18 protein-coding genes are annotated in these 17794 nt (G+C 62.3%); 9 read left to right on the forward strand and 9 right to left on the reverse strand.

The annotated features are described in order from the left end of the window. Positions 1-219 precede the first annotated feature (219 nt). On the reverse strand, positions 220-1797 hold the full coding sequence (locus BUA38_RS01335; RefSeq protein ID WP_072816180.1) for an MDR family MFS transporter: 1578 nt from the start codon (positions 1795-1797) through the stop codon (positions 220-222). A 111-nt stretch (positions 1798-1908) separates the two neighbouring features. Beyond that, positions 1909-2430 carry a YcgN family cysteine cluster protein gene (locus tag BUA38_RS01340; protein WP_072816182.1) on the reverse strand — a complete coding sequence of 174 codons (522 nt, stop codon included), beginning with the start codon at positions 2428-2430 and terminating at the stop codon, positions 1909-1911. Positions 2431-2773: 343 nt separating this feature from the next. On the opposite strand from BUA38_RS01340, the gene BUA38_RS01345 reads away from it, so the two are divergent. The 3 genes from BUA38_RS01345 (at position 2774) to BUA38_RS01355 (ending at position 6311) form a co-directional block, all read left to right on the forward strand. Further along, on the forward strand, positions 2774-4996 hold the full coding sequence (locus BUA38_RS01345; protein ID WP_425304940.1) for a transglycosylase domain-containing protein: 2223 nt from the start codon (positions 2774-2776) through the stop codon (positions 4994-4996). Positions 4997-5169: 173 nt separating this feature from the next. Then, positions 5170-5748, forward strand: a complete 579-nt coding sequence (locus BUA38_RS01350) for a DUF1214 domain-containing protein (protein WP_072816188.1) — start codon at positions 5170-5172, stop codon at positions 5746-5748. Beyond that, the gene (locus BUA38_RS01355) at positions 5745-6311 is read left to right on the forward strand and encodes a DUF1254 domain-containing protein (RefSeq protein ID WP_072816191.1); all 567 of its coding nucleotides are present in this window, start codon (positions 5745-5747) and stop codon (positions 6309-6311) included. Before BUA38_RS01350 ends, BUA38_RS01355 begins: the two co-directional genes overlap by 4 nt. Before the next feature lie 197 nt (positions 6312-6508). Here BUA38_RS01355 and BUA38_RS01360 read toward each other — a convergent pair whose 3' ends face one another. Together BUA38_RS01360 and BUA38_RS01365 are read right to left on the reverse strand one after the other, a co-directional pair. Further along, positions 6509-7285, reverse strand: coding sequence for a hypothetical protein (locus tag BUA38_RS01360; RefSeq protein WP_072816194.1), 777 nt, complete (start codon positions 7283-7285; stop codon positions 6509-6511). 1 nt (position 7286) lies between these two features. Continuing rightward, the gene (locus BUA38_RS01365; protein WP_072816195.1) at positions 7287-7484 is read right to left on the reverse strand and encodes a hypothetical protein; all 198 of its coding nucleotides are present in this window, start codon (positions 7482-7484) and stop codon (positions 7287-7289) included. 285 nt (positions 7485-7769) lie between these two features. Between BUA38_RS01365 and BUA38_RS01370 the strand changes: the two genes are divergently transcribed. Next, a complete protein-coding gene (locus tag BUA38_RS01370; protein WP_244553171.1) occupies positions 7770-8720 on the forward strand; it encodes a DUF2336 domain-containing protein in 951 nt (316 codons plus the stop codon). A gap of 2 nt (positions 8721-8722) precedes the next feature. On the opposite strand, the gene BUA38_RS01375 is transcribed toward BUA38_RS01370, so the two are convergent. From BUA38_RS01375 to BUA38_RS01385, 3 genes are all read right to left on the reverse strand, one after another. Continuing rightward, positions 8723-9067, reverse strand: coding sequence for a DUF1491 family protein (locus BUA38_RS01375; protein ID WP_072816199.1), 345 nt, complete (start codon positions 9065-9067; stop codon positions 8723-8725). A 104-nt stretch (positions 9068-9171) separates the two neighbouring features. Continuing rightward, positions 9172-9828 (reverse strand): peptidoglycan-binding domain-containing protein, encoded by a 657-nt coding sequence (locus BUA38_RS01380; protein ID WP_072816202.1) that lies wholly within the window; start codon positions 9826-9828, stop codon positions 9172-9174. Continuing rightward, complete coding sequence (locus BUA38_RS01385; protein ID WP_072816205.1) at positions 9821-11638, reverse strand: ATP-binding protein; 1818 nt, start codon at positions 11636-11638, stop codon at positions 9821-9823. The genes BUA38_RS01380 and BUA38_RS01385 overlap by 8 nt, the downstream gene beginning before the upstream one ends. Positions 11639-12040: 402 nt before the next feature. Here BUA38_RS01385 and BUA38_RS01390 point away from each other — a divergent pair, with 402 nt between their 5' ends. Next, a complete protein-coding gene (locus BUA38_RS01390; protein WP_072816208.1) occupies positions 12041-12478 on the forward strand; it encodes a DUF5330 domain-containing protein in 438 nt (145 codons plus the stop codon). A 91-nt stretch (positions 12479-12569) separates the two neighbouring features. After that, positions 12570-13001: a SufE family protein gene (locus BUA38_RS01395; protein WP_072816211.1), complete on the forward strand. Its 432-nt coding sequence runs from the start codon at positions 12570-12572 to the stop codon at positions 12999-13001. 3 nt (positions 13002-13004) lie between these two features. Here the strand turns inward: BUA38_RS01395 and BUA38_RS01400 are convergent, their stop codons facing one another. Then, entirely contained in the window at positions 13005-13418 is a 414-nt protein-coding gene (locus BUA38_RS01400) for a MucR family transcriptional regulator (protein ID WP_072825731.1), read from the reverse strand. Between the two features lie 131 nt (positions 13419-13549). Then, on the reverse strand, positions 13550-14371 hold the full coding sequence (locus BUA38_RS01405) for a hypothetical protein (protein ID WP_072816213.1): 822 nt from the start codon (positions 14369-14371) through the stop codon (positions 13550-13552). Positions 14372-14659: 288 nt separating this feature from the next. Between BUA38_RS01405 and BUA38_RS01410 the strand changes: the two genes are divergently transcribed. The 3 genes from BUA38_RS01410 to BUA38_RS01420 all read left to right on the forward strand — a co-directional run bounded on the left by BUA38_RS01410 (position 14660) and on the right by BUA38_RS01420 (position 17789). Then, entirely contained in the window at positions 14660-16312 is a 1653-nt protein-coding gene (locus BUA38_RS01410; protein WP_072816215.1) for a glycosyltransferase family 39 protein, read from the forward strand. 114 nt (positions 16313-16426) lie between these two features. Continuing rightward, positions 16427-17206, forward strand: coding sequence for a class II aldolase/adducin family protein (locus BUA38_RS01415; protein ID WP_072816217.1), 780 nt, complete (start codon positions 16427-16429; stop codon positions 17204-17206). A gap of 175 nt (positions 17207-17381) precedes the next feature. Then, a complete protein-coding gene (locus BUA38_RS01420) occupies positions 17382-17789 on the forward strand; it encodes a hypothetical protein (RefSeq protein ID WP_072816219.1) in 408 nt (135 codons plus the stop codon). Positions 17790-17794 lie beyond the last annotated feature (5 nt).

Genomic DNA, 17794 nt, shown 5'->3' on the forward strand with positions numbered 1-17794 from the left:
ATGCATTGCCTCACAACTCGCGTTGGAATCTAGGATTCATTGGTTACGGGTGCATTGAGGAAGAGCCTGAACGGCCGATTAATTGTAACGGCCTTGCGCCCTCGATATTCCGATAACTCATTGCCCGATCTGGAAAATCCGAAAACGCGTATTTTGCGGCCTGCTCGATTGATCGGACGAGGCCCCGTCAGCGCCCCGCGCCCTGAGCGCCGGGCCGCCCTACTCCATCAGTTCGGCAGGTTGCGCGGGACCGGCCAGCGGCCGTTCTTCCATCAAGGCCATGCTGATCGACGCGACGATCATCAGCGCCGCGGCTGCGCCGAACACGTAGCGGAACGCGACGATCATGTCGGCGGCGACCACGGAACTCACGACGCCACGATGCTCGCCTGAAAACGAGATGTCGCCGCCGAGCGCCATCAGCAGGATGGCCGAGAACACGGCAACCGTGAACGAGGCCATCAGTGCGCGAAAGAAGTTGGTAGCGCCGGTGATGGTGCCGATCTGCGACCTCGCAACGGAATTCTGCGCCGATACGGTTGAAACCGGAAACGCCGTTCCCAATCCCAGCGCGAAGGTCGACAACAACACCAGCAGCAGCCATAGCGGCATCGGCGCAAACATCATCGCCGCGGCCGTCGCGGCGGCCACGATGGTTCCAGCGATCGCAACCCACTTGTAGTGCCTGGCGCGGGCCATGGTGCGGCCGGCTATCGCCGCCCCGAACGTCGAAATCGCAGCCAGCGGAATCAGGGCCAGGCCGGCCTCGCTGGCGCTCAAGTGATAGACGCCCTCGTAATAGAGCGGCAGGTAGACGGTCAGTCCCAACATCGCGCCCATGGCGCAGCCGCCGCAAACCATCGCGTAAGGCACCACCGTGCCGCCCATCAGCGACAACGGCAGGAACGGCTCGTCTGCGCGCGAGGCGTGCCACACGAAGGCAAGGGTAAGCGCGATGGAAGCGCCGATCATCGCCATGATGGTCGGCGACAGCCACAGATAGCGCGTGCCGCCCCAGGTCAGCACCAGCATCACCACCACGGCGGCCGCCATCAGCAGCACGCCGCCAAGCCAGTCGACCTTGCGGCGGCGGTGAAAGACCGGAATCCGGCCCATCTTGGGCAACAGCAGCGCCATCGAGATAAGCCCAAGCGGCACGTTGATCCAGAAGATCATCGACCAGTGCAGATGTTCGGCAAAGACACCGCCGAGGACCGGCCCACCGATGCCTGCCGCCATCCAGACGCCGCTGAAATAGGCCTGGTACTGGCCGCGCTCGCGCGGCGTCACAACGTCGGCAATCACGGTTTGAACGATCGGCAGAATGCCGCCGCCGCCGAGGCCTTGAAGTCCGCGCGCGATAATCAGGATCGGCATATTGGGTGCGATCGCACACAGGATCGAGCCGACGACAAACAGGCTCATCGAGGTGATGATCGTGGCGCGGCGGCCATAGATGTCGCTCAGCGTGCCGAACACCGGCGCCACCGCGGTCGACGCCAGGAGATAGGCGGTAATCACCCATGACAGGCTGGAGACGTCACTGAACTGCCGCCCGATGGTCGGCAATGCCGTAGCGACGATGGTCTGGTCGAGCGCGGCCAGAAACATCGTCAGCATCAGGCTCATCAGAATCGTGCGGACTTCGCTCTGCGTGAGCGGCGCAGGCGGCGCGATCGGCGGCGCATCGCTGATGTCAGGGATGTCCGAAGGCGCAACCGTGGGTTCGACCGCGAGACTCTCGGACAAGGTTTGCTCGTCGGCCGACGGACGGCCTTGTCGTTCGAACTTGTTCATGTGGAAATTGGGCTGAAGACAACCGGAATTTGCACCCGTATTTAGGGGACGAATCGGGGTTGCGGCAGCACCTTGGGCGCATGGGTGCGTCCCGATGGACGCCCGAACACGTCAGCGCGAGGATGTCGGGCGCTTTTTCAATCGGGCGCGCTTGGGCAGAAGCGCCGGCCAGCCCACGATATGGTCTTCGAGATCTTCGTCGGCGATCTCGTTCTCGGTTCCCTCCACCCGTCCGCGCACGGAAACGCCGGCTTCATGAACCGTGTTGGGATCGCCTGAAATCAGCGGGTGCCACCAATAGAGGTCGCGGCCTTCGGCGACCAGGCGGTACCCACAGCTCGGCGGCAGCCAGTTCAACGTGCGGACGTTCGCTGGCGTCAGTCTGACGCAGTCCGGAACCCGCGCCGAGCGGTGCTCATAATCCTTGCACGCACAGAGACCTGCATCGAGAAGCTTGCAGGAAACGTGAGTGAAATAGATTTTGCCGGTGTCTTCGTCCTCGAGCTTTTCGAGGCAGCAACGGGCGCAACCGTCGCACAGGCTCTCCCACTCGGTCTCCGACATTTCTTCCAACGTCTTGGTTTTCCAGAAGAATCCCTCTTGTCCGGAAGGCGGCTTGGGCTTTGCGGTCATGGTTTGCGCGCTTCTCAGATGGATTTGGCTTTGCCCTTCTAGGGGTTGGCCCAGCCCCCGCGCAAGTGGCGGAATGGTGGGCTGGCTGACGTTAGCCGTCCCCGTTGAAATGTGAGCCCAGCCATTGGTTTATCGCCCCTGCTCGGCTAGATAGGAGTGTGGGGCAGCCACGGCACTGATATGCCTTGGGTTTGCCGTAACATTCCCTAAGAGTCGAGGTACCTGCACCGCTTGCGGTGAAGCGACTTCAAATCGAAAACGACAGCGGAATTCTCGTTTCAGGTAACGCCTGCCCGTGCGCAAGATCGATCTCGCCGAGTGGAGAAAGAGGATCCGGCACTGGATGCTGGACCTCGACGCGCGCATCGACTCGACGCTGTTCTCGACCGGCAAAGGCGCCCGCGAGCTCTATGAACGCTACTCGGCTTTCATGGACCGCTTTTACGTCGGCCGCTGGAAGCGCTGGGTTTTCATCGAGCCGCTGTCGGAGGCCGCAACGCTCGGCCTCGGCGGCATGGTGCTGATGCTGGCACTCGCCGTGCCGGCCTTCCGCGAAACCGCCGATGAAGACTGGCTGAAGAAATCCGACCTCGCGGTGAGTTTTCTCGATCGTTACGGCAATCCGATCGGCAGCCGCGGCATCAAGCACAACGACTCGATTCCGCTGGAGGATTTCCCGGACGTCCTGATCAAGGCGACGCTCGCGACCGAAGATCGCCGCTTCTACGATCATTTCGGCATCGACGTCGCCGGCACGGCGCGCGCGATCGTGACCAACGCCCAGGCCGGCGGCGTGCGGCAAGGCGGTTCGTCGATCACCCAGCAGCTCGCCAAGAACCTGTTTCTGAGCAATGAGCGCACCATCGAGCGCAAGGTGAACGAGGCGTTCCTGGCGATCTGGCTGGAAACGCGGCTCACCAAGAATGAAATCCTGAAGCTTTACCTCGACCGCGCCTATATGGGCGGCGGCACCTTCGGCGTCGACGGCGCGGCACACTTCTATTTCAACAAGTCGGCGCGGGACGTGAACCTCGCGGAAGCCGCGATGCTCGCCGGCCTGTTCAAGGCGCCGACCAAATATGCGCCCCACATCAACCTGCCGGCCGCGCGTGCCCGCGCCAACGTCGTGCTCGACAATCTGGTCGATGCCGGCTTCATGACCGAAGGCCAGGTGTTCGGCGCACGGCGCAATCCGGCGACAGCCGTCGACCGGCGCGACGAGAATTCGCCGAACTACTATCTCGACTGGGCCTTCGACGAGATGCGCAAACTCGTCGACACCTTTCCGAAATCCTACAACGAGCGCGTCTTCGTGGTGCGTACCGCGATCGACATGAACGTGCAGCGCGCGGCCGAAGAAGCCATCGAAAACCAGCTGCGCCAGTTCGGCCGCGACTATCACGCCACGCAGGCCGCCACCGTCGTCTCCGACCTTGATGGCGGCATTCGCGCGATGGTCGGCGGCCGCGACTACGGCGCGAGCCAGTTCAACCGCGCCACCGACGCGTATCGGCAACCGGGCTCGTCGTTCAAGCCCTACGTCTACACCACCGCGCTGCTCAACGGCTTCAAGCCGACTTCGATCGTGGTCGACGGTCCGGTCTGCATCGGCAACTGGTGCCCGCAGAACTATGGCCATTCCTATTCCGGCGCGGTCACGCTGACGCAGGCGATCACCCGCTCGATCAACGTCGTTCCGGTGAAACTGTCGATCGCGCTCGGCGGCAAGGCGCCGAATCCGGCCAAGGTCGGCCGCGCCAAGATCGTGGAAGTAGCGCGCCGCTTCGGCATCAAGGCGCCCCTGCCCGACACGCCGTCGCTGCCGATCGGTTCCGACGAAGTCACCGTGGTCGAGCATGCGGTCGCCTACGCCACCTTCCCGAACAAAGGCAAATCGGTCACGCCACACTCGGTGCTGGAAGTCCGTACCGGCGCGGGCGACCTGGTCTGGCGCTTCGACCGCGACGGCAAGAAACCGCTACAGGCGATTCCGGCTTCGACTGCGGCCGACATGGCCCAGATGATGAGCCACGTCGTCAGCGAAGGCACCGCGCGTCGCGCTGCACTCGACGGCATTCCGACCGCCGGCAAGACCGGCACCACCAACGCGTATCGCGATGCCTGGTTCGTTGGATATACCGGCAATTTCACCTGCGCGGTCTGGTACGGCAACGACGATTACTCGCCCACCAACCGCATGACCGGTGGTTCGCTGCCGGCGCAGACCTGGCACGACATCATGGTCGCCGCGCATCAGGGCGTCGAGATCAAGGAACTCACAGGGGTCGGCATGGGCACGAAACTGCCGTCCTCGCCCGCTGCCGCCGCGATGGCCGCCAATGCAGGTCCGAAGCCGTCGGAGGCCAAGCCACCGCCGGTCCTCACCAAGCGCGGCGCCGACATCCTCGTGCGCGTCGAGAAGCTGCTGGATGATGCGGCCAAGACCGCCGACGAACCGGCCAAACCGGCGAAATCGACCTCCTCGGCCCCGGCCGGATTTACCGACAGCTTCGCTTCGGCACTGCCTGGCAGCCCCGCGGCCCCGGCCGCTTCGCGCAAGAATTGAACTAGTGCAGCGAATTTGAAGTTCCTATCCGTGGCAGCACAAACTCATCATAGGAACTTCAAATTCAAAGGCTGCACTGGCAAATTTAGGTTTGCTAGAGCTCCTTTGATTCCGAAGTTCGCATCAGAGGTTGCCGCGATTCGCGTGCGAACTTCGGAATCGGAGCGCTAGCCGTGCGACTGATATTCGTCACTTTGCTCGCGCTGATCCTCGCCGCTTCCGTCGGCCTCGGCGCCACATGGATGACGGCGACCCGTGGCACCGACCTCGGCGCGCTCACCATCGGCGCCTGGACCGCGCGGCCCAAAACCGGCACAGCCGATGTCGACCCCTATTCGCGCGCTTCGATTGCCCGCAGCGGCGAACTGCCGGTCGGCACCGGTGACGGCGTGGCTTTTCTGGCAACGCGAGACGATCGCAAGCGGCCGCTCGATGGCCGCTGCGATGTCGTGGTGAGCGGAATTACGCCGGCAGCGCGGTTCTGGACGCTCACGCTCTACGACAACAGGGGGCGGCTGGTCGCCAATTCGCTGCAGCGCTACGGCTTCACCAGCCAGGAAATCATCCGCGGCGCTGACGGTTCGTTCGAGGTGCGGGTTGCGTCGCGATCGCGCGCCGGCAACTGGCTGCCGACCGGCGGCATTGAACGCTACACGCTGGTGCTGCGGCTCTACGATACGCCCGTCGGCGTTGCGACGCGCACCCAGCGTGACGCGCCGATGCCCAATATCGCAACCGAGCGCTGCTCATGATCCGGCTGTTGTTCACCATCATCGCCGGCGTGGTCCTGGGCGGCATCGTGCATCTGGTCAGCGTGCTGGCGCTGCCGCGCATCGCAACCCAGGACGCCTATTCCCGTCTCGCGCCGATCACCAAGTTGAACGCTGTCTCATCCTTGCCGCAGCCGGATCCCTCCACCGCCCCGCTGCCGTTCATGGATCCCGCCTTTGCGGTTGCGGTCTGCCGCTACGATTTGTCGGGCGGACCGATCAAGCTCACGGTTCCCGTGAGCCAGGCCTATACGTCGGTTTCATTCTACACCCGTAACGAACTCGCCTATTACGCCATCAACGACCGTTCGGCCGGGCGCAAGGTGATCGAACTCGATCTGATGACGGAAGCCCAGCACGCGGCGCTACCCGAGGATGAGGATGTGACTGCGGCAGACCGGCTGATCATCGATGCGCCCAGCGCCGCCGGATTGATCGTGATGAAGGCCCTGGCGCCGGAGCCGAGCATGATGCCGCAAGCACAAGCTTCGCTCGCCGCATCGAGCTGCAAGGTGCAGACCGAACCGATGCCAGCCAAGCGCTGACGTCAAGTGGAGTGGATCTGACATTCGCTACCCACCTAGCCGCGAACTCGGAAAGCGAATGTCAGATCCAAAACTCCACTAGAATCTAGTATTTGCTAGTGGTCCTTTGATTCTAACATTCGCAAAAGTGCCTGCTGAGAAGGGATGCGAATGTTAGAATCGGACCACTAGCGCATCAATCGTTCAAGGCTGGATGCTCAACCCTTCGAAGAGATGCTGACGCCGGTGACCGGCGTGGTGACCACAGGCGGATTGGCGGCGAGCGCGGCCAATTCATTGATCAGCCGGTCGGCTTCGGCGGCCATGTTGTCGGGTCCCTGAACCACCAACCGCTCCAGCGCCCAGCGGTAGGATGAAATTCGCCGCTCCTGGCATTGCTGCACCCACTGCACGATCAGCGTGTTTTCGTCCATGCGGGCGACCGCGTCGGCGCGCTCGCGCGGCGACAGTTGCGAGACATGGGGGAGGCTCGCATTGCGCTTCCGGTCGAGTTCGAGCACGCGCGCCGCCGTCGTATAAAACGGCTCGAAGCGGGTGATGTCGTCGCGCACGTCGTCGATCAATTGGGCGTAGCGCGAGGCGTCCGAACGGTGCGGCTCATCGATCAATTGCCGCCCGTAAGCCGTTCGATCAAAGACGACCTTCTGCCGCCACGGGGAAGCAATGGTCTGGTACTCGCCGAATACCACCTTCCAGGCGGGTCGCGAATGCGGCGGCTCGATCACGGGATAGGCTTGATCGCGAAGCCGCCGCTCGCCGTCGGTGAGCTGAAATTGCGAGGCTTTAAGTCCGACGCTGCCAGTTGCCTCCACGCCGAGCCAACGGTGCATGTCGTCGTTGCGAAAACTGTCGCGGGTGCGTCCGAAATCGCCGCCGCTACAACCGACCAGCATGAGGCCAGTCGCTAACAGCATCAGAGCCGAAACGGGAGCAGATATCTGCCGTCGAATTCCGATCGAAAATATATCCGGCATATTAGCGGCGCCGACGGCGGCGGCCAGGCGCTGTGCCCTGCTCCGGCCCGCGGTCTCCGCTTGTTTCCTCAGCCTGACGCTCGATCCGGATCACGGGAAGGATGACCACCGTTCCCTTTGCTTCGCGGGTGACGTCGTCCACGGTTGATCCCAGCCGCCGCGAAGCTGCATCCGCTGGAAATTCAATGACGGTCCCCATGCCTAACTTTCTCCGGCTGCCGCTCTCTCACGCGATTTGCGGCGACGGCCGTCATTAAGAACAAACGTGGTTAACGGCTTCTTAATGTGCACGTCGATCGATTTGCCGCCGGTCATTCTGACAACGAGCGCAGCCAAAATGGCACAATAACTGCGAGACAATTTCACGGATTGTTTTCCTTAACGCGCCGTTAAAGCAACTGACTTAGGCTTTCGCGAAATCGAAATCAGTCGCGTACCGCTCAAGATGAACACGCCTACACTTTTCTCAGGCTTCGACGGTTTGATGAACCTCTCCCGCCGGGAGGGCGTCGACATTCGTCCGACCCTGCTCCGTGTCCTCGCCGACCTCTATGTTCAAACGAACTCCCATAGCGAGCAGGAAGCCCGCCAGTTCGTTGAACTCACGTCGCGCCTGATCGATCAGGTGGATGACGCCACGCGCGCCGCCGTGCGGGCGCGGCTCGCTCTCTATCCGGCAACGCCCGCGCCCGTTCTGAAACATCTCGGGCTCAAACCCTCAAATCCCGATCGAGCGCTGCCGCTCGCCCGCGAAATTCGCCCCCCACAAGCCGCCATCGCCTCCGAACCCACCAGGAATTCCGACGAAGCGCCAGATCGCCCGGGGCCGAAGCTGTCGATGCAGCCGAAAGACGCGGCCGAAATCAGCGGTCTTTTTTTCGGCGCAAGCTCGTCGGAACGCGCCTTGATCCTGCACAATCTGTCCGAGACACCGTTGAAGGCATCGCCCCGCGTTCCGCCGCGGCGCGCGGCCCACGCGATCGAAGCGCTGGAGATGGCCGCCTGGGTTGCGGATGTCGAAAACTTCACGATCGAGCTCGGCGAAACCCTGATATTGCCCTGGAAGATCGCAACCCAGGTGGTCAACGATCCGACCGGCGAACCGCTCGCCTGCGCCGCCAAGGCGCTTGGCATGCCGGGCCCTGTCTTTCAGCGGGTTCTCCTGTTCCTCAAGCCCGAGATCGGCAACTCCGTCAACACCGTCTACCGGCTGTCGCGCCTCTACGACGTGCTGAAGGAGCAGTCGGCGCTGATCATGCTGGCTGCATGGCGCGGTGCGACGGTAGCGACGACACGCGCCAAGTATCGCTCCGGCCTGTACGACGATGAGCGCAGCCGCGCACGAAGCGCCACGGCGCCGAACAAGCCCGCGTCGCAGCCGGCAGCCAGCGTTGCCCCGCTTCGGACAGGGACGTCGCAGAACTCAGGACGTTAGGATCAATCCCGTGACAGATCGAGGAAGTGCCGTCCGGCGCGGTCTTCGGTCTCCACGATCCAGGCATCGGGATCAAACCGGACTTCCTTCTGAAGACGCTCCTCCACCGAAGGCTCCGGCAACGGCTCTTTCGACATCGGCATGAAGAGCCGCTCGACCGGCCTTGAGTCGTCGTAAACCGTCTGCGGCGCCGGCACGTACAGCATGGCATTGCCGTCGAGCAGCGCCACTTTGACGAATACCGCGCCCGCCTCTTCCGCACCGCGCCGGCGCACCGCGCCAAAAACGCCCGCAGTCTGGCAGCGGCGCAAATAGGCCGCGACCCATATGGCTGATTTCAATCGCATGAAGGGACGATAGGACAGCTAACCGGTTGAAGCTAGTGGAGTGAATTTGACATTCGCTACCGGGACGAACTCGGGTGCGAAGTCGGAATCGGACTATCGGTCGCTTACTCGATCGGATGGCCGATCGCGGCGGCGAGTTCACGTACCAGGCGATCGGATATCTGGCCCGTCACCGGGAGCCGCCGAGCCTTCTCGAATTTCTGGATCGCAGCCTGAGTGTCGGCGCCAGCGATGCCGGTCGGTTTCAACTGGCCGTAGCCATAGTCGGCCAAGGCGCGCTGCACCGCCGCCACGCGATGCGGCGCCGAGGCGGGTACGCTCTCGACGCGGGAAGAGACCGGCACCGTCATCGGTGGCCGCGGAATGTTGGTGTTCGCCGGCTGCACCGTGCTGGTCGTCTTGACCAGGTTGGTCAAGGCGTCAGCGGCCTTCGGATCCGCCGGCTTTGTCTCAGGTAGCGGAACATCGGCCTCGACGGGCCGCGGTCTCGGGATTGGATTGGCGGGTACCGCGGCAACCGCTGGCAAGGTCACGACCGTGCCAAACATCGGCGCCGGATGGCGGCCAGCCTGCATGAACAGCGCATTGATGAGAATGGCGCAGATGGCCGCGAGCGCAAGCGCACCCGCAATCATATCCTTGGGGCTGTGCAGAAAAATGCGCAGCGCAAGACCGTGTTCGACATCCTGCTCGAACTCGGCGTCCTTGGCGCGGCGGCGGCGGCGCGGCATTTCATCGTCGATGGCAGATTTCCTAGGCACTTTTCTTCACCTGAAGCGCTTGTTCCGGTATCGCAGGGCGCGCCGCCGACGGGGCGAGCGTTGCGACGTTGCTATGAGGTTGCGCGACCTGCGGCGTCAACGGCAGTGCGACCGTAACGGTGGTGCCTTCGTCGACCTTGCTCTGCACAGTCATTTCGCCGCCATGCAAGGCAACGAGACTCTTGACGATCGATAGTCCAAGGCCGGTGCCCTCATGACGGCGCCGGTAGGTCGTACCCGCCTGGAAAAACGGATCGCCGATCCGTTTGAGGTCGTCGGCCGCAATGCCGACGCCGGTATCGGCGATACGAACAACGAGGCGTGTGCTTTCGATCCCGGCCGAGACCGTTACCGTGCCGCCACGTTCGGTGAACTTGACCGCGTTGGAAACAAGGTTGAGCACGATCTGCTTGAACGCACGGGGATCGCCGATCATGGCCGGCAGATCGTCCGGCGCACGGGTGACGAGATCGATGCCGCTCTCTCGGGCCTTGAGGGCCAGGAGGTTGCAGCAATTGATCAGCGCTGCTTTCGGAGCGAACGGCTCCGGCATGATCTCGAAATTGCCGGACTCCATCTTCGACATGTCGAGAATGCCGTTGACGACCGACAACAGGTGCTGGCCTGAATCGTTGATCAGGTGCGCGTACTCCCTGCGGCGCGCGGCATCCAGCATCAGCGTGTCTTCCTGCATGATCATTTCGGAGAAGCCGATAATGGCGTTGAGCGGCGTGCGCAGCTCATGACTCATGGTGGCGAGGAAGCGGGTCTTCGACGCGTCCGCCTGCTCCGCGGCGGTTCGCGCCAGATCCAGCGCGTGCTCCTGATTTTTACGATCGGTGACGTCACGCATCACCGCGACGACTTCGGCCTCGGAGGGTCTGGAAGCCGGCATGACCTGCTCAAGCGGCCGGCAGCGCATCTCCACCCAGATGAAATTCGTCTGACTGGCCTGTCCATCACGCCTCAGGCGGAACTCGACGCTCTGTGCTTCACCACCACGAGCGGCTTCTGACAGCGCGGTGAGATAGGCCGGGCGATCGGCGACATGCACGCGATCGAACAGGCCATAGCCGACCAGCCTCGATGCCGGTGCCCCGAGCAGCACCTCCACCGCCGGCGAAATGAAGCGTACCGCGCCGTTGCGGTGATGACGGGAGATCACATCGCTCATATTGTGAGCCAGAAGCCCATAGCGCTCTTCCTCGGTGTAGAGCAACCCGGCGCTGGTTCGCGCAAGCAGTTCGGCTCCGAATGCCAGACCCGCGGCATAGAGTGTCGCCGAGGCGACACCGAATGCCGTCAGAACAGCACGCAGGTCAACATCGACATCGGTCGCCGGCAGCAACTGGAAATGACCGAGAACGATCAGCAGCGAAACGCAGACGAGCGCCAGCGCGCAGGCAAACGCCACCACGCGGCGCGATGCAGAGATCGCAGCCTCCATCGGCACGACGACAAGCCAGATCGCGGCGAACGATCCGACCCCGCCAGTGATCGAGGCTAGCGTCATGATCAGGCCGGCAAATGCCAGTGACGACAGCAGACAGGCTCCTTCGTAGCGGCCGGTGCGCGACAGGAACCACGACAGCAGAATAGGTACGATCAGCCACGCAAAGGCCGCAACCCCGAGCGCGGTCGGCGCGCCGTGCATGGCAAGGTAGACCGGAAATGCCGCGAACGCGGTGAGACTGCCCAGCAACCTCGGGGCAATGAAGGCGCGATGGCGCGCGCGCGCCAGCACGTCATAGCGCGCCGACGGGTGCAGCAGCGCATCTAGGCAATCGCGAATGGTACTCAGAACTATCACAGCTTTCGTGCCTGTGCGTCGAACAGACGCCGGAACGTCCCCCTTGTCGTGAGTCGCAACCTGTCAGAGCGACATTAAACGAACGCTAAGGCGGCCGAAGTTGCGGCAAAAGACCGTATCGCCGCGGCGCTTTTGGCGTCTGAAGCGCCGGCCTATCAACGCGGATGGTGAACGGCAGGTTTCCGCGGCACAGCCGGATATGGTTTCGAAATGGTACACGGCCGAGAGGCCATCCATCTAACCGGCATCAATCGAAAATTTACGCCGAATCAAACGAAGCGATTTTTTCGCTAATTCGTCCCGATTTAACCTCAATGCAAACACTTGCGATTTATCGACAGATGCTGGGGCCAACCCTCGAGATTGAGAGCGGCGGAACAGAAGGACTGCCGGAGTAGCAAGATGTTTTTTCTGCTTCGTTTGACGTTCTGGATCGGGCTCGTGCTCGTGCTGTTGCCACGGGACAAGACCCCGGACTCCGACAAGTCGCCGCAAATCCAGATCAACGCGTCCGAAGCGGTCTCGGCTGCGACCGCCGCGATCTCCGACATGGGCCAGTTCTGCAAACGCCAGCCGACGGCCTGTGAAGTCGGCGGCCAGGCTGCGAGCGTGATCGGCCAGCGTGCCCAGGGCGGCGCGCGAAAGCTGTATCAGATCATCACCGACAAACCCGAGAAGTCCGAGAAACCTGACAAGTCCGACAAGCGTGCGCCTGACCACACCGGCTCCATCGGCGGCATCGAAAGCGCCGACGCCTCACAGCCTGACGTCGCGCACGATACGTTGACGCCGGACGATATGCAGATCGAATGGCAGGGGCCTTTGCCGCCGACGCCGTAAATCGCCTGCAAAACCGGGAACATCTTCGATCGGATGATGTCGCTTTTGGCCGACTTCACCCCTATATAGGGGTCGAAGGTTGAGCGCGAACATGACGACGATTGACGAGATCAGGGAAAATTTCGAGCTGCTGGAGGATTGGGACGACCGCTACCGGTACGTCATCGAACTCGGCCGAACGCTCGAGCCGATGCCGGAAGCCGAACATTCCGCCGCCAACAAGGTGCAGGGCTGCGCCAGCCAGGTCTGGCTCTCGAAGAGCGTCGGGCGCAACGGCAACGGCGAAGCCTTGCTGAAATATCTTGGCGACAGCGACGCCCATATCGTGCGGGGTTTGATCGCGATCCTGCTGACGCTTTATTCGGGCCACACGCCGCAGCAAATCCTCGACACCGACGCCGCGGCTGTTTTCAACGAGTTCGGGTTCCGCGAACATCTGACGCAGCAGCGCTCGAACGGCCTGCGCTCGATGGTGGAACGCATCCGCAGCGATGCACGCGAGACGCTGGCTGCTGCTTCCTAGAGCTTATTTCCGCCGCCGGCGTTGCTGGCCAAGCCCCATCTTCTTGGCGAGCTGCGAACGGGCGACCGCGTAGTTGGGCGCGACCATCGGATAGTCCACCGGCAAGCCCCATTTCTCGCGGTATTGTTCCGGCGTCATATTGTATTGCGAGCGCAGGTGCCGTTTCAGCGACTTGAAGCGCTTGCCGTCCTCCAGACAAACCAGATAGTCGGGCGTCATCGATTTCTTGACGGACACGGCTGGCTTTGCAGGTTCCAACGGCGTTTCGGGCCGCCCTGTCGACACGCGCACCAATGCCGCATGAATCTGGTTGATCAGTCCCGGAATTTCCGAGGCCGGCGTCGGATTGTTGCTGAGATAGGCCGAGACGATATTCGCGGTCAGATCGATGAAATTCTTGCCCGTGGTGTCGGTCATGGCCACAACCTTTTCAAGGGTTTCATCGTCCACGTTATCTCCACAGCGATTCGCGAGTGCCGTCAGCGACTCTGGAATATGAGCGGATTAAATGGGCAGAGACAAGAACCAGCAAGACGCGAATGGCGTCGTCAAGGTCGCTGATCGAGGTGGGCGCGCAGTTCGTCGATCGAGGCGAAACGCATCATGCCTTCCGGCATCTGGGCCTCGATTGATCCGTCGGAATACAACGAGTAGGCCATTCCATCGACGACGCCCGATTTGAGTACCGTCACTGGCGGCGGATCCGCGGGCGCGGTGCGAGCAGGTGCGCTCTCGCTGGCCGGCGTTGGCGGACGCACAGGGCGCCGTTGAGGTGACGCCTCGGCAGGCCTGGTGCGTTCCGATCTCGGCCAGGCATCATCGAAGGTCGCGGGCGGAGGCTCGCCGAGCTCTACTGCCGGCGCGACCACTGGGGCGGAATGAGCTTCGGCAACGGCAGGATCGCCCGCCCGCGTCTGCGCTCGTTCGCGCTCCCGGCGCGACGTCGAAGAAAACATCAAATTGCGCCGCTGTTTTACCGGTTGGGACTCGGACGGCGGCGGTGCCTCCTGCCGTGCGCGCTGAGCCGCGTCTTCCAGCCATGGCTCGTTCGGCTGAGATCCGCCTGCAGCCTCGCCGAGGTTCGGCTCGCCGAGCGCACCATCTCCAACCGCCGGGCGCGGCAACGCGGCGGTTGCCGGTTGTTGTCTGATATCGAAAGCCGCACCGGTACCCAGCCGGCCAGCCACGCCCTTCAGTTCCCTGACGACAATCCAAAGACCAAGGATGAGCAATCCGGTGCAGGCTGTGATTGTACCAGCCAGAATCAGCGTATTGCCGAGGCCAAACTCGTTGATCGGGATCCCGAAAGCGATCGCAAGGAGCCCTGCCAAAAGGCAGGCAATCCCGGCGACCAACATGCCAATCGACATCAAACTACCCCTAAAGCCACGCTCCACCACCGCGCAGCCCGTCAGCCCCAACGCCACGATACCGTCATATTGCGGCCCCCGCCAACGGACAATTTGCGAGCTAATTCCGAGACCTGCGCATGATTGGAACCATGGTTAAGGCCCAAACGTTCCAGCCCGCTGCGCTGCGGTAGGAGAATTACGCCACAATTGCCAATTACTTGGCCATGGAACTGCGCTATATGGATGCCGGGGGATGAGGCCCAAAATGCGCTGACTGGGCCAAGGGACACCGGGTATCCAATAGCCATGACATCCATCACGACCTCGGCCGTCGATACGCCCCTGGGGCGCTCGATCGAGCGGACTTGCGACGACGCCGCGACGCTGGTGTTGGTCGCTGTCGGATTGGTCGCAAGCTTCACCTTCCGCGACTATGGCCTTGGCTGGGATGACTACACCCACGCCGAATATGCCGATTTGTTGCTGCGGATGTATGGCTCCGGCTTCAAAGACACGGCAGCCTTGTCATTCGCCAATCTCTATATGTATGGCGGCGGCTTCGATATGGCCGCGGCTCTGCTACACAAGATCATTCCGCTCGAATTGTTTGAAACGCGGCGGCTGGTCGGCGCCATTGTCGGCATCATCGGTCTCGCGGCGACGTGGCGGCTGGCGCGTCGTGTCGGCGGCCCACTGGCGGGACTGGCCGCACTCTTGCTCCTCGCGCTATGCCCGACCTTCTACGGCCACATGTTCATGAATCCGAAGGATGCGCCATTTGCCGTCGCGATGGTGATCGTGATGCTTGGTCTGGTCCGCCTCGCCGAGGAATACCCGTATCCGTCGCCACGGACGGTACTGATCGTCGGCCTTGGCGCGGGTCTGTCGATCGGCTCGCGCATCCTTGGTGGGCTCGCATTGTTCTACGCTCTGGTCGGCTTCATTCCTATGCTGATCGAAGAGATCCGCACGCATGGCGCACGCGAATCTTTCGCACGATTTGTGCGGATGGCGTACGCGCTGCTGCCGGGCCTGATCCTGGGTTATGTCGTCATGGGATTGATCTGGCCGTGGTCGATCATCGAACCCGGTCATCCAATCCAGGCTGCCACCTACTTCTCGAATTTCTTCGAAAAGCCGTGGAAGGAGATGTTTGACGGCGCCATCCTGGCGGTCCCCGACATGCCGTGGTCGTATCTCCCGACGCTGTTCGCCTTGCAGCTGCCGGAAATATTGCTGGCGCTGTCGATTGCGGCCGTCGTCATGACTGTCCTGGCGTTGCCCCGCAATGACGTTCAGGCGCGGCGCAAGACGATCCTTCTGATGTTGACCCTGGCGGCGGTCCTGCCGATTGCGATCGCCATCGTGAAACGTCCGGCGCTTTACAACGGCATCCGCCACTTCATCTTCGTCATTCCGCCGATGACCGTGCTGGCAGGCGTGGCCTTCGCGCGTGGAATGGACTGGCTCAAGGACAACCGCCGAAGCTGGCAACCGGTGGCTGTGGCCGTGTTCGCGTTCGGCCTGATGCTGCCGCTTGCCGAAATGATCCGGCTTCACCCCTATCAATACACCCATTTCAATCACATCGCCGGCACCGTACGCGGCGCCGACGATCGCTACATGCTGGACTACTGGGGGCTGGCATTCAAACAGGCCTCCGACAGCCTGCGCGAGCAGCTGGACGAGCGGCGCGAAATTCCGCCGCCTGGACACAAGTGGAATGTCGCTGTGTGCGGGCCGCACCGGGGCGCGCAGGTCGCGCTCGGCCCCGATTTCACCATCGGCTGGGACAGCCACGTAGCAGATTTCGCGATGACGCTTGGCGAATTCTACTGTAAGGGCCTCATCAGCGCGCCAATCCTGGTTGAAATCAAACGTGACGACGTGGTGTTTGCCCGCGTCTACGATATCCGCGGGCGCAGCATTTCGAGCCTGTTGTCGTATCCGCCGCCGTAAAGCTGGCGCGGCTCACGGCGCAGAGCATAACTGACACATCCGAAAGGCGCCTTGCCGCTTGCTGACGCCAATATTAGGCTTTTCCCAATTCAGCCAACAGCAGGAGAAGGCGTCATGTCGCCAGCGGAAGCACGCTTGAAGGAAGTACCGTCGGGAATGACGGAGGCCGAATGGGGCCAGCGCGTCAATCTCGCCGCCTGCTACCGCTTGATCGCCCATTATGGCTGGGACGATCTGGTCGACACCCATATCTCCGCACGGGTGCCGGGACCGGAGCATCACTTCCTGATCAACCCCTACGGTCTGATGTTCGACGAGATCACGGCTTCCAGCCTGGTCAAGGTCGACCTCGACGGCAACCTGCTCAGCAAAACGCCGTACCACATCAATCCGGCCGGCTTCACCATCCACTCGGCAATTCACGAAGCCCGCGAGGACGCCGGCTGCGTGATCCATCTGCACACGCCCGACGGCACGGCGGTCGCGAGTTGCGCCGAAGGCCTGCTGCCGCTCAATCAGACCGCACAGCTTGTGACCTACGATCTCGCTTATCACGACTATGAAGGCATCGCGCTCGATCACGACGAGCGCCCGCGCCTGCAACGAGATCTCGGCAACAAGAACCACATGCTGTTGCGCAACCATGGCACGCTGACCGTCGGCCGCTCGGTCGCATCAGCCTTCGAGCGCATGTTCCACCTCGAACGCGCCTGCACCATGCAGGTGCGCACGCGGATGCTGGGACCATCGGCCTATCCGGTCGATGCTGATGTCATCGACAAGAACACGAAGCTGCTCGACAATCCCGAACGGCAGGAACTGCGCTCGACCACGCTGGTCTGGCCGCCGCTGTTGCGCAAGCTCGACCGGCTGGACCCGAGCTACAAGAATTGAAAAATTCATAATTCCGCTGTAGAGTGCCCTCACATACCTCTATACATCTCAATCAAACGCCGCTCAATTCCGGGCGGCGTTTTTACGTCAGGTTCCCCTCGCCGCTGATATTGCACTGCGTACTGCAGCCCCGAATGGCTTGCGGTTTGATGTCACAGGGCGGTTGGGGGTCATTATGAAAAAGATCATCTCGGTTCTGGCCGTCACGGTCGCGTTGACGGCGGTGTTGCCCGCGGCCAACGCACAGCAAGCCGATCCTCCCAAGCAATCGCTGACCGCCAGACTCAAGCAGAAATATCTGGAGCGGCGCGAGAAGTTCGTGCGCCGCGTGAAGGACGTCTATTTTGCTGTCGGCTGCAAGATCCTGCCCGGCGAAGCCGGCACCCGCAGCCGGGAGGGCTATCTCGCCAGCGTCCGCGAACAGGCGGTGCTTGATCTGAAAGAGGATGAGGAACTCGTGGAAGCCGCGCGGCAGGCAGGCCTCGACCGCGCGGCGAAACCGGGAGCATGCGACTACTATCGCCGCCATCCGGAGGCCGCCGAAGCGATGCGGCGGTCCGCGGCAGACGCCGCCAAACAATAGCTATC

Source organism: Bradyrhizobium erythrophlei, assembly GCF_900142985.1.
Taxonomy (GTDB): domain Bacteria; phylum Pseudomonadota; class Alphaproteobacteria; order Rhizobiales; family Xanthobacteraceae; genus Bradyrhizobium; species Bradyrhizobium erythrophlei_B.